The 12,469-nt window shown below is 53.4% G+C and carries 12 protein-coding genes; 6 read left to right on the top strand and 6 right to left on the bottom strand.

All coding sequences use genetic code 11. From position 1 onward, the window contains the following. Positions 1 to 67: 67 nt before the first annotated feature. Together J0L98_RS04900 and J0L98_RS04895 are read left to right on the top strand one after the other, a co-directional pair. Complete coding sequence (locus J0L98_RS04900) at positions 68 to 382, top strand: helix-turn-helix transcriptional regulator (RefSeq protein ID WP_296410417.1); 315 nt, start codon at positions 68 to 70, stop codon at positions 380 to 382. Then, a complete protein-coding gene (locus J0L98_RS04895) occupies positions 276 to 1,031 on the top strand; it encodes a HipA domain-containing protein (RefSeq protein ID WP_296410415.1) in 756 nt (251 codons plus the stop codon). Before J0L98_RS04900 ends, J0L98_RS04895 begins: the two co-directional genes overlap by 107 nt. A gap of 35 nt (positions 1,032 to 1,066) precedes the next feature. On the opposite strand, the gene J0L98_RS04890 is transcribed toward J0L98_RS04895, so the two are convergent. The 5 genes from J0L98_RS04890 to J0L98_RS04870 all read right to left on the bottom strand — a co-directional run bounded on the left by J0L98_RS04890 (position 1,067) and on the right by J0L98_RS04870 (position 4,497). After that, positions 1,067 to 1,648, bottom strand: coding sequence for a PIN domain-containing protein (locus tag J0L98_RS04890; protein ID WP_296410413.1), 582 nt, complete (start codon positions 1,646 to 1,648; stop codon positions 1,067 to 1,069). 1 nt (position 1,649) lies between these two features. Then, positions 1,650 to 2,117 carry a helix-turn-helix domain-containing protein gene (locus tag J0L98_RS04885; RefSeq protein WP_296410412.1) on the bottom strand — a complete coding sequence of 156 codons (468 nt, stop codon included), beginning with the start codon at positions 2,115 to 2,117 and terminating at the stop codon, positions 1,650 to 1,652. Between the two features lie 385 nt (positions 2,118 to 2,502). Further along, positions 2,503 to 2,991 carry a hypothetical protein gene (locus J0L98_RS04880; RefSeq protein WP_296410411.1) on the bottom strand — a complete coding sequence of 163 codons (489 nt, stop codon included), beginning with the start codon at positions 2,989 to 2,991 and terminating at the stop codon, positions 2,503 to 2,505. Continuing rightward, positions 2,988 to 4,046 carry an XRE family transcriptional regulator gene (locus J0L98_RS04875; RefSeq protein WP_296410410.1) on the bottom strand — a complete coding sequence of 353 codons (1,059 nt, stop codon included), beginning with the start codon at positions 4,044 to 4,046 and terminating at the stop codon, positions 2,988 to 2,990. The genes J0L98_RS04880 and J0L98_RS04875 overlap by 4 nt, the downstream gene beginning before the upstream one ends. A gap of 49 nt (positions 4,047 to 4,095) precedes the next feature. Further along, entirely contained in the window at positions 4,096 to 4,497 is a 402-nt protein-coding gene (locus tag J0L98_RS04870; protein ID WP_296410409.1) for a hypothetical protein, read from the bottom strand. 23 nt (positions 4,498 to 4,520) lie between these two features. Between J0L98_RS04870 and J0L98_RS04865 the strand changes: the two genes are divergently transcribed. From J0L98_RS04865 to J0L98_RS04850, 4 genes are all read left to right on the top strand, one after another. Continuing rightward, complete coding sequence (locus J0L98_RS04865) at positions 4,521 to 5,453, top strand: nuclease-related domain-containing protein (protein WP_296410407.1); 933 nt, start codon at positions 4,521 to 4,523, stop codon at positions 5,451 to 5,453. 234 nt (positions 5,454 to 5,687) lie between these two features. After that, positions 5,688 to 7,214, top strand: a complete 1,527-nt coding sequence (locus J0L98_RS04860) for an AAA family ATPase (RefSeq protein WP_296410406.1) — start codon at positions 5,688 to 5,690, stop codon at positions 7,212 to 7,214. Further along, positions 7,207 to 8,193 (top strand): DUF4435 domain-containing protein, encoded by a 987-nt coding sequence (locus tag J0L98_RS04855; protein ID WP_296410404.1) that lies wholly within the window; start codon positions 7,207 to 7,209, stop codon positions 8,191 to 8,193. The genes J0L98_RS04860 and J0L98_RS04855 overlap by 8 nt, the downstream gene beginning before the upstream one ends. 290 nt (positions 8,194 to 8,483) lie before the next feature. Next, positions 8,484 to 9,956, top strand: coding sequence for an anti-phage dCTP deaminase (locus tag J0L98_RS04850; RefSeq protein WP_296410402.1), 1,473 nt, complete (start codon positions 8,484 to 8,486; stop codon positions 9,954 to 9,956). A gap of 317 nt (positions 9,957 to 10,273) precedes the next feature. Here J0L98_RS04850 and J0L98_RS04845 read toward each other — a convergent pair. After that, a partial coding sequence (locus tag J0L98_RS04845; RefSeq protein WP_296410399.1) for a DNA methyltransferase occupies positions 10,274 to 12,469 on the bottom strand: 2,196 nt, incomplete at its 5' end.

The raw sequence follows: 12,469 nt of genomic DNA, 5'->3' as shown, positions 1-12,469 counted from the left end.
CTATTTTTATGTTATGTCAAAACCTTCTCTAGCCCTAAGTTCCTTGCCACCGGAGGTCCTGGCCTCCTTGCAGACCCTTGGAGAGAGGCTGGCCGTGGCACGGCTTCGGCGTAAGGAGTCCCAGCGGCAGTGGGCCAGCCGTCTTGGGGTCTCTGTTCCCACCCTGATTCGCCTGGAGAAAGGGGATCCGTCTGTGAGCATGGGGGTGTATGCCTCGGCCTTGTGGCTGCTCGGTTTGGCGGACGGGCTTGGGGACTTGGCTGAACCGGGCAAGGATGTCCGGGCACTTGAATCCGACGTGCGTCAGGCCAGTCGTTTGCGCGCCCGCAGGACGCGTACAGCTGCAGCGGCGAGCGCTAACAACGAAGGCGACGAAGCATGAGCATGCCTCCCTGACGCTTGCAGCAAAGGCAGGGATTGCTGTGGCGGAAATGCGGCCCATTCCGTTTGCGCGGGGCGTTGCGCTGGCTATCAAGCGCTTCGACCGCTCGGAAGGCCGACGATGGCACGCGCTGTCGGCCAATGTGGCCTTGAAGGCCGCGGGTGTCGAGCTGTCGTACCCGAATCTGGCTCAACTCCTGCGCCGCCGGGGAGATGTCGATAGCCATCGTGCCCAGATGCATGAGCTGTTCCGGCGCCTGGTGTTCAACATCCTCATCGACAACACGGACGACCACGAAAAGAACCACGTTCTCCTGGTCAGCCAGGCGCAGCAGTACGCGCTCGCACCCGCCTTCGATGTGCTGCCGATGGGGCAGTCATTGGGCTATCAGGCAATGACGGTGGGGACGCAAGGGGCCGAGTCCAGCATCGAGAACGCGCTCTCCGCCGCCGGGCAGTACTGGCTGACGCCTCAAGCCGCGAAGGCCGAAGTTAATCGGGTTGTGGACGTGGTGAATACATGGCGGGAGCACTTCCTGGCCGCTGGCGTGCCGGCCGCCTCCGTCGAAGAGCTCGCCCAGCACATTGACCGTCCGTTCCTGCTGCGCCAACGCTTGGGGCAGTATCAGGCGAGCGATTTCAGCGTTTAGCGCTGTCAGCGACAACTTGATCTGCAGACATGGCCTCAGATCAGCTCGCTGACTTCACGCAGTCTGGCCGCGCTTAGCGGTAGCTGAAGTTTTTCAAGCATTGTCACCAGTTCTGCTGCTTCAATGGGTGGTTTGCGTAGTCTGGCACGCATGGCCTTGATCGCTTTGAGTGCCGGAAATGGCGCCAGATCGAGTTGATTAAGCAGGAAATCGTCTGGGTGTTGAATCTCAACCTGCACCGCATCCATCACTTCAGCCGGGAAGTCCCTCAGATTGAAAGTCACGATTGCGTCGGCATGGCCGCGAAGTGCGGCTGCAACGACATGACGATCATCCGGGTCCGGAAGTCCCGTAATGACCTGCTCAATGGGTTCCCACCCCGTCACGAGGCAATCCGGAATGGCACTGCGCATCAATGCGCAAGTGCGCTGCAGATCCTCCAGCTTCAGATCCGTCCGTTGCAGCAAGAGATTGCGAACCCATTCATCCTGAATCCGCTCAGACCAGCGAGCATGAAACAGACCCACACTGGCAAGGCTCAAGAGCACGTCGCGCAGAGGCGCGGGGTACAGCACGCAAGCGTCCAGAATCACTGTGTAGCGTGCTGAACCTGCCATATCAGTACCCCAGACCCAGCTCTTGAGCCTGATCGGCCAAGGCCTGCAGTGCGGCATCCGATTCAGAGCGAGATTTCTGCTGATAAGCAATCATGTCCTCGAACAGGACACGCCGATGGCGACCAACCTTACGGCAAGGCAGGTGTCCTGCCTCGATCTCCTTGACCACGTAAGGACGCGACACATTCAGCATGTTTGCCACTTCCTGAGTGGAGAGTTCAAGTTTCTGTGGCAGCACGGCTACAGGCTGACGTTGTGCCATAACCCCGAGCAGATCGGCCATGAAGCGCAGCACCTTCGGGGGAAGCTCGACGACCGCCTGAGTTTCGTCTTCACCCTGTGCAATCAGGCGTATGGTTTCCGCCCGTGAATGATCCAACGCCGCCATCAAGCAACGTTGAGCGGCTTGCGCCAGTGCTGCATCGTGCTCATCAAGCACGGTGTCGATGACTGCTTGCGCGTTTGCCATGATGCTTTCCTCCGGTTTGTTTCTCTGCGGGTGTGACCAGCGGTAGCACCTCGATATCCGTAATATACGAAACAAACGAAATAAACGAAACGTCTGTCGGCAGTTTTCCAATCCTCTTGGCTTTGGTTGGCCACGTGCAGATCGAAGAGTTTTCGTCGGGCGTGACGAGTTTGATCGCGGAATGGCCCCGGTCAAGTCCGCTGCCCCTCAGCATCACGGGCGGCGTTTCCATTCGGCGACCGGCCACTGCAGGCCATCGCTCTACATGATCATCGGACCGATCAAATCGGGGGAGCACACTCAGCAACCACATGATGTCCTACACCCAGATCTGATTGGGGTCATGGGCCGGGTGGCGTCGCGGCTCGCGCGTGCTCTTCTGGGCTCATGCACGCCACTGCTGAAGACGACTCTGGCATTCTGCATGAGGCAAACGTGCATTTTTCAGCAAGATGCGATCGAGACAATCCGCCGCATGCTTTGTCGGAATCACCGCATTCTCAACCAGACGATCCAGTAGCCATAGGGCACCGTGCACCTCAAGTCCATCCTTTTGTGCCTGCTTCCTGAGCCGACCATCACCGGTCAGCAACGGCCGTGTTGTCTCGTGGGCCAGGAAATAGCAGGACACATCTGCCAATGAGCTGTTGTTGTGTTCGGCCATCAAGCCGTACAACTTGCTGACCGCCGTGTCGTCCAACGGCTCGACGAGCAGCCCGCGTGCGAGCAGGGCTGAATGGTCGAAGTTGTTCAGCTCATCCAACACGAACTCCGTACAGCAAAAGGTGAACGGGAGCTGGAACAACTCATCGAGCAAGCCTGCGTTGTTGAAGTCGATCCAGATATTGGTATCGCTGATGTAGATCCGGCTCATGCAGGAACAGTCGATACCTGCAGGGAGGGCTCCAGTTGATCAATCGGCCTCTGCAAAAACTCAGACGCGCGAGATGGGCTGAATAGATCTTCTGCCAGCCCCCAGAACACCAAGGACTCGAAACGGCGGGGCTCCTCGGCGGGCATCGGCTCCGGTTCGGCTGATCTCCAGCCGTTTTTGCTGAACTGGATATAAATCGAGTGATATCCCGCATCGCTCAATAGCTGAAGATCCTTAAGGCGACGTAGCGCCACCTGCATCGACACGCCATAGCGCCGTTTGGCGTTCAGCAGTTCCACCGGATGCACCCGGGAACGCTTATGGCCACCAAAATCCAGAACAACCTGATCCCTGGGGTAGAGGAAGGCGCCAGCAAAGCGATGGCAGCAGGCCTCCTTCTCCTTTTCTGGCATCCCTTCAGGCAGGGACATGATCCAGTGCCCTAACTCGTGCGCAGCGGTGAAACGCATGCGTTCACCGGGGCGAGTCCGGTTCAAGGCGATCAAGACATGGTGTTCATCGTGAGTCGCCGCACAGGCTCCGTCGAAGTCTTCCGGCCCGTCGAGCAAGGCCACCTTGATTCCATGGTCTTCGAGCAACTCGGTCAGATTGGCAATGGCATCACCGCCAATAGCCCAATCTTCCCTGAGCTTCCGGGCGGCCCCCTCAGCGGCTTCGACGGATGAGACTGGCATGAAGTGGGCGGGCGTTGCTTCCACCGCAACATCTGCTGCATCAAAGCACCGCTCCAAGGCGATGTAACGTTCAAGATGCTCGCGCGTCTGCTCCTCGAGCTGTTCCTGTCGATACTTCGGCATCTTCGCGAGCTTGCGAAATTCCAGTGGCGCCAGAGCTACGGCATCGGCGCGAAAGAAATACTCGGGCTTGACGTCCAGCACCTTTGCCAGTTGCAGCAAGCGAGTTGAATTGGGCACTGCACCGCCCTTCTCGAACTTACTCAAGGCTTGTTTGCTGATGTCGCCCAGCCCCTGCGCCACCTCTTCAAGACTCAAGCCTCGAAGCACACGGGCACGACGGATGCGGTCATGGATCATGGTCCCCTCCTGGGTTGACAAAGTATTAAACAAATATCGAATCGTCAACCTAAAGCCACAGTGAAACTCGGTCGCTCATGCGACGGATACGGGTGAAGTGCTCGGCAATCCGGTCGAGCTCATGCTTGATCTCGATAAGCGCTGACGAACCATCGGCCAGGAACAGCGCGAAGTCCGGTGTGTAGCGGCGCAGGCGATTGCCATCCGGATACCGGACGGTTTCGGCCTGTTCCGTGTAGGCAGAGACTAAGGGCGAGGTCTCGAAGTGATAGATGGCGTCCAGTTCAAGGAGTCCCTTGGGCGTTGACCAGTGCCTTGTACTGCTCGCCGGTGCTTTGCGCCGGGTTCGAGCTTCTGAGGTAATAGGCCCTGTGGGTCGAGTGACGCAGTGCATAGATGAAGAGTGGCGTGTTATGCCACGATGGTGCTCACCGCCGTAACGCATGCCCATCCGATCCTCATCCCGCCGCGTCCGTGATCTACAAAGAACTCGATCCCTTTTCCTCCGAAGACAAGTTTGCCCGCTCCGGCCGTGCGGCCGAGGAGCAGATGGCCTACTACCTGAAGCGCTTCTTTGCCCATGACCCGGAGATCGTGGTGCTCAACGGCATCCGGCTGGAACACAACGGTGACGCCGCCCAGGTGGACCACCTGCTCATCCATTCCCACGGCCTCTCCATCGTGGAGAGCAAGAGCGTGGTGGGGAAGATCCAGATCAAGGACGACGGGCAATGGCTGCGCTGGTTTGGCACCAACCAGTCGCGGGGCATGGCCTCTCCCATCACCCAGGCGCGCCTGCAGGAGCGCTTCTTCCGTGACGTGCTGGGCAAGGCCTCGAAACGGCCAGACCTCTTCTCCACAATACCCTTCGACCTTTACGTAGCCATCTCGGACAGCGGCATCATCCTGTGGCCCAAATCCGGGCAGGTGGATGGTGTGTGCAAGGCCGACCAAGTGCCCGACCGCATCCTCGCCGCCAATACGGCCCGTGTGAACAGCGGGCAGCTCCAGGGCCTCGCGTTGCCCGACCGGCTGAAGATTGCCGAATTCCTGATCAAAGCCAATAAGCCCTTGCGCCCCCACGAAGGGGATTTGAAGGGAGAGGCCAAGGTGGAAACGGAAGTCGCTGAGCTTGAAAAGGCTCAGGAAAGCGCGGTGACGCCGGCCAAGGACAGTCGTGAAACACCTTCAAACGGCCACGCCTGTCGTCAATGCCGCAGCGCGGATCTGGAGATTCGCTATGGCTATTCCTATTTCTTCTTCTGCAAGGCGTGTGAAACGAATACGACGATCAAACCAAGCTGCCCGAAATGCGGCGAACCGGGGCGGTTGAGGAAGCAGAAGAATACGTTTTATGTGACGTGCGAGAAATGCCAGGGGGAGGAGGTGTTTTTTGTTAATGGGTGAGGGGCGGGTGTTCGGCCTTTGTGGACGTTGATAGCTTGATCAGTTTCCGGCAGAAAAAAGCCAAGAGCCGACACTCGATATACCAGCTTAGCGTGCATACAGCCCTACGAACGTCAATCAAAGACCCCATGCCGTGCTCGCCACATTCTGTATTCGGGTTCAGCCAAATATCTAGTGATCTGAAGCTGAATAACATAATATGGCAATATTAAATAATTAATATAGGAATAGAAAATGAATGAATATGCAGAATTCTCGTCGAGTGAAACTGCGGCTCGCAAGTCGCTAGTTCAGCATTTTTCAATCTCAGGTTTGTTTGGTTATCGAACCCTTAGTTTAGATTCCGAATACGCTGCTACGATTCTCATCGCGCGCAATGGAGCCGGAAAAACTACAATGCTGGGCGCTCTGGATGCATTTTTGCGATGTCAATTTGGCCGACTTGCTGAGCTTAGCTTTCAGAGAATCGAGTGCAAGTTGAGAAATATCGATGAGGTTTTGATACTCGAGAAAAAGGACCTCGATGATTATCTTGCCAAGGTTTCCGACAATTCGGCAATACCGAAGCTTGCGAAAACTCACGAACTAGACCCTGGCGATCTTCTTTTTTTTGTTCTTTGGGAATTTACGGCTCTTGCCGACGACCGTCAAGAGCTCATGCAGCACCCAGTTTTTTTAAAGGTATATAACCACACTTCGCATACGCTAGAGTCGGCTGAGAGGATTTTTAGGAATCTATGGGCGTCGATAAATGATTTTGAATCGCCTATTCTTTCCCTAAAAAACTCTATCTTTGGCGCATTGGCTGATATTGAGATAGTTTATCTCCCAACGTATCGCAGAATCGAACTTTCATTGCCGGATGCGGACGATTCTCGATATTCATATAAGCGTCGCCCCTTTCCAAGCATTCAAGCCCGCCTCGGTTTGACCGGGCGCGGACTTCATGCTGGAAACATTCAATTTGGTTTGTCCGACATCTCTGCGCGACTACGCAGCCTTAATCAAGAGATTATGTTTGAGTCAAATCAGAAATATGCTGAAATTAGCGCAAACATCATCGATGATCTGATAAGTGGCTCATTCGAAAAGCAACACCCGAGTCTTGCAGACAGACCGACACGAGAAGAGTTGGATATATTCTTTGATCGCCTCAGGAGTAGCAGCCGTGAATGGGGCTTCTATGGTCCTTATGGCCCAAATAAAATACCAGATTTTGGCAAAATTTATAGCGGAAATATCCCGCCGAACTCGGAAAAATTTCTTACGTATTTTCTCGGAAAGCTAAACAGCGTCATACAAAAGACACGGAATACTCAGCAGGTTGTAGAGAAATTCATCGAGAGTTGCAATCGGTATCTTTCCGCCGCCGACCCAACGACTGATCGTGATGGAGCTTCCAACTTAGACGGGAAGGTGCTCAAGCTTGATAGGGCGAGTCTTGACGTATCTGTGTGGCGCAGTAGGCCCGACCGGGAGATACCGCTTGACGCATTGTCGTCGGGTGAAAAACAGATGATCTCGCTATTCGCCCGGCTTTATTTGTACCCTAAAGAGAAGTTGGTTCTTATCGATGAACCGGAGCTTTCTCTTTCCATCGACTGGCAAAGAAAAATTCTTCCGGATATTCTAAATTCCAACCTTTGTAAACAAGTAATTGCTATAACGCACTCCCCCTTTATCTTCGACAATGAGCTTGATGCGTTCGCAAAAGCTCTTCGTATTGAGATTTCAGATAATGGAGGGTCGGAAAGTGCGTGAGCTAATGTCGTCGGTGGAGGGCGACGTCCAACCAGCCACTGATGCGGAAGGAATGTCGTTGCTTCGCTCCATGAGGGATGCACGAGACGCACCCGCGGTTTTTAAAGCATCGCTTGCCGCATTGCGAGCCCATAATCCGGATACTGTGGCATTTGCGTGCGAAGGCGTGGACGACAAAAAAGTTTATTTTCAATGGATAAAAAATTCGAATATTAAATTTGGATATGAATTCATTGTCTGCAACGGAAAAGAGAAAGTTTTAAAATTTCGTGAGCTACTAAGGCGCGATGTTGCTGGGTTGAATAAAGATGTATATTTTTTTGTTGATAAAGATTTTGATGGATTAAAGGGGTATGCGACGGGCCCGGATGTTTATTTAACGGAAACATACTCTTTCGAGAATGTGCTAGTAACATCTGAGGTTTTGAGAGAAATTTTGGCCGTCGACATGCACTGCCATAGCGAACCGCAGATTAGGGATAGCGTTATCGAGAAATTCGACGAAATTTACTCGTCTTTTCTTGACGTCACGCGCGCTCACAACCATAGAATCTACCTCGCTCGCCGCCTTGGTATAAACTCAAGACCGCTTCCGGATAAGCTTAATAAGCTGGCGACTGTTGGTCTTTTGAAGGTGGAGTTTGCGGAAAAAAGTGTAAATGAGGCGATCGTGCTTGACCGTGAGCCGAGTCAGCCGGAGATTGATCAGCATGAGGCAGATTTTGGTTCGTTAGAACCAAGGCGTGATTATCGCGGAAAGTTCGCTCTGCTATTTTTTGCACGATGGTTGGAATTGCTTGGTAGAGATAGAAACTCAGAGGAAAGTAGTTTATTTGGAGGCGTCATGAAACCATCTGCGTCGGCCACTATCCAGTATTCGCTCGATTCAATCGCCTCACGGTCTTTGCCGCCATATTCATTTAAAGAATTTATTGGCGCGATTTCCGTAGATAAGCAGGAGTCTGCATCCTGTCGATGACAGTCCCTAGTCAGCACTAATTTTGCGAACGACTTAGGCCGGTGGTTGCTTGACGCGGCCACCGACAGCTCCGGGCTCACCGGATCGACAAGCTGCATTTCAGCGTGATTGAAGGGTGAACAGCGGTTAGGAGGGCCATCAGCCTACAGCAGGCTGATGAACTTTCGCACGCGAAAGTTGAGCGATGATCCAAGCTTCGGTAGTTCATGAGATCATAGAGAGGACTCCATACCTGTTCATCTACAGAGGACATAACTCAGGATATCTCGCCCACCCGAGACGAACTAAAAATGAGCATTACGCAGCATTCTAAAGATTGTGAGCTTGTCATTGGTCTCGTGGCCCCCATCGGGGTCAATCTGGACGACGTGAAGAATCGTCTTGAGTCCTTGTTCGGTCAGTTTCGCTATACGATGAACTGGATTCACCTAAGTAATCTCTGCGAGTCATACGTCGTCGCTGGCCGATCTGAAGCTCCTCACTCCGAACTGGAACGGCTTGATAGGGGCATGAATAGTGGGAAGAGCTGCCGGGAGCGGTTTCAAAGAGGAGACTTCTTCGCCCTTCTTGCCATAAATGCGATTAATGAAGGACGTACTGGTACACCAATCGGACCGCGACCAAGGACTGCACATGTCATCCGATCATTGAAGCACCCCGACGAAGTTGAGACGCTGCGGCGCGCTTACGGGGATGGTTTTTTCTTGCTCGGCGTATCCTCAAGTGTCAAGACACGCAGACATTACCTCAAGAATGTGAAAGGCATTCCTGAGGCAGAGTTGGAACGTCTCATTGATCGTGATGACCGTGAGGCCGGCGATTTTGGTCAGAGAACTAGGGATGTCTTTCAGATGTCGGACGCTTTCATAACGACCGATGATGTTGAACGGCTCTCTGATCAATTGTCCAGGATACTGGATCTGCTTTTTTCGGCTCCCGTAGTTCCCCCTACAGCCGACGAGTACGCCATGTTTCTTGCTTATGCGGCTTCACTACGGTCTGCCGATCTTTCGAGGCAGGTTGGTGCTGTGATTGCCAACAATAAGAATGACATCGTCTCAACTGGGGCAAATGATGTTCCTAAGTTCGGCGGTGGTCTTTACTGGCCTGGTAAAGATGATCAACGTGATTATGTGCGGAAAGAGGACTACAACGAAAAAGAAAAGCGAGAGATCACACTCCGGATTATGAAGAAGCTGAAGCCGGACTCTACCGTTGCAGACGAAGAGCTACTGGCGGAAGGCCTAAAAGTACTCAAGGATACTGGACTTCTCGGTATCACTGAGTATGGAAGGGCTGTTCATGCCGAAATGGAAGCCTTGCTTTCGGCCGCCCGAAATGGGATAGCTATCCGAGGCGGTACTCTTTATACAACGACCTATCCGTGTCACAACTGTGCTAAACACATCGTGGCGGCCGGAATCAAAAAGGTCAAATTCGTTGAGCCATACCCGAAGAGCTACGCTACAAAGATGCATAGTGACTCGATCGAGTCGAATGGTGAAGGTGGCACTAAAAAAGTTAGATTCGAGCCGTTTGTTGGGATTGGCCCGCGTCGGTTCGTTGATCTATTTTCTATGAGCTTAAGCAGTGGACGAAACATAACAAGAAAGCAAAACAGCCGCTTGATGGAGTGGTCTAGGGAGACCGCCGAGCTTCGCGTTCCGATGGCTCCCCTTTCTTATTTAGAGGCAGAGGTCAGCCTAGTAAATGAACTTTCTTTGGTTGTCAGTTCCCAGGAGAAAAGAGATGAAATTCAGTAGTAGTAATTTTGAACGAGCTCGTACTCTTTCGGAGAAGTGGCCTGAATGGAAACGTTCCTACGAACTCACTAAGAACTCCGTACATAGTTCCACTCACACTAATGAAAATATTGCTGTGATTAATAGTCTCAGCGACCGAGACGTGGAAAGAAAGGTCGCTACTTCTGAAGCAACTTAATCTGGTGATCTGCTTGTTTTTTTCTGAAATTAAAAGTCAATAATGAAAAAAGCTCCCTAGGGAGCTTTTTTCATTATCTCTGTCACCAATATTTCACTATCTTGGCAAGAGTTTCATTAACCCTGTCACCCGAACACCCTCACACATCCAGATTCCTCGCATACAACGCGTTCTCTTCAATGAACGCCCGCCGCGGTTCCACGTTGTCGCCCATCAGGGTGCTGAAGATCTCGTCCGCCGCAATGGCGTCGTCGATCTGTACGCGCAGCAGGCGGCGCACGGCGGGGTCCATGGTGGTTTCCCAGAGCTGTTCGGGGTTCATTTCGCCCAGGCCTTTGTAGCGCTGCTTGGAGATGCCGCGTTCCACGTCGGCGAGCATCCAGCGGATGGCGTCGGCGAAGCTGGTGACGGCTTGTTGCTTTTCGCCGCGGCGCATGATGGCGCCGGGCTGGATGAGGCCGGAGATGGATTCGGTGGCCTGGCGGATGATGCGGTAGTCGCCGGAGCGCAGGAAGTCGGCGTCGATCTGGGTGAGCTTGCGGTTGCCGTGGTGCATGCGGGCAATGTCGAGGGTCCAGGCTTCGGCGCTTTCGTTGTAGATGGCCTCGATGCTCACTTCATTGCCGACGGCGGCCTGCAGGCGCTGGGCGGAGTCGCGGGCGGCGGCTTCGTCTTCGACCGACAGGGGGAGGTCGTGGGCGAGCATGGCGTGGAGGACGGTGGGGTCGATCCAGTCGGTGAGGCGGCGGATGACGGCTTCGGCGAGCAGGTAGGTGCGGGCCAGGCCGCCGAGGGCGTCGCCCTGGATGGGGTCGGCGCCTTCACCGGGGATCAGGCTGGCGCCGTCGAGGCCGAGCTTGAGCAGCAGCTCGAAGAGGATGTCCTGTTCGGTGCGATCGCCCTTAACATGCTCGATGGAATCCAAGAGCGAGTAGGCGAGCCTGTCGCGGTCCGGCTCCCAGACCCGGATATTGCTGCTGGCCAACTTGAAGACGCGAAAGCCTACGTCGCCGGCGAATAGCGGATTTTCGTCCCTTACCTTCTTCCCGGCCCGCCGCAGGCGTTCTTTGGTCAGTTCAGCGATGGTGCGGGGTTTCGCAATTTCATCGCAGATTGCTACCAGTGACCTGTTGTCTTTGTCCAATGGATCTATGGGTTCCGGGAGTTGCACAAGGACGGACCGTCTATGTCCAGAGTCAGCTGCATTCTGCACCATGACGGCATGGCCCGTCGTTCCGGAGCCAGCGAAAAAATCCATTACGATTGAGTTCTTATCCTCTATATAGCCCAAGAACTGGGTGAGCATCTTCAGAGGCTTCTTCCCGGCATTAAACTGAATCCCGCCTTCGTGACGAATATTTCCAACGTCCCCGCTGTAATTGTAGAAATTCACTATGGGACTATATTTAAGTGCAGTCCCTTCCTTTAGTCCCTCTAGCTTTGCTGTAGGAATTTTCGTGAACATTTTGCCCCTAAGAGACGATGGATCCTTTGGATTCGTGAAATACCGATATCCCAAGCCGTCCTCTCCTATTCCGTGAATCCGGTAAAGGCAACCGTCACCATCAACGCTTCTCCTGCTGTCTATCTGCTTGAGGTAAAGAGAGCCATGGCCTGTGCCAGTCAAAATACTCCCGGAAATCCAAGTCTCTTTGAACCTGTCAACCGAAGGCAAATCTTCTGTGATTGAGAATGAATCCTTATCCCAAACGTCAACTCTTTTTCCATCATGCGTGAATGACTTTGTGGGAATTTCTCCATGCTCGATTGTGAACACAAACTTTTCGATTGTGTATTCATCCGAGGGCCGATTGATCTCGCACGCATCCTTGTTCTTCGCATATATTAAGACGTATTCTATTAGCTCCTGAAAATCCTTCCGCTCATTTAGCGATTTGTTCTCGTACCTAACCTGAAAATGATGGACGGAAAGCAAATTTTCCTCGGAAAATATTTCGTTAGCAAGACACTTCAGATTAGATAATTCGTTCTCATCAATACTGATGAAAATAACGCCATCCTCACATAGCAAGTTCTTCGCCAGCTTGAGGCGCGGATACATCATGTTAAGCCAGTCGGTGTGGAAGCGGCCGGAGGCTTCGGTGTTGGTGGAGAGTTTCTTGCCGCCCTCGCCAGTCTGACCGGTGAGTTCGAGGTAGTTCTTGATGTTGTCTTGGAAGTTGTCCGGATAGACGAAGTCCTTGCCGGTGTTGTACGGCGGGTCGATGTAGATCAGCTTCACCTTTCCGGCGTAGGACTTCTGCAGGAGCTTGAGGACTTCGAGGTTGTCGCCCTCGATCATCAGGTTCTGGGTGGTGTCCCAATCCACGCTGTC

This window comes from Zoogloea sp., from assembly GCF_017302315.1.
Taxonomy (GTDB): domain Bacteria; phylum Pseudomonadota; class Gammaproteobacteria; order Burkholderiales; family Rhodocyclaceae; genus Zoogloea.
This window is presented reverse-complemented; position numbering and strand designations above follow the sequence as displayed.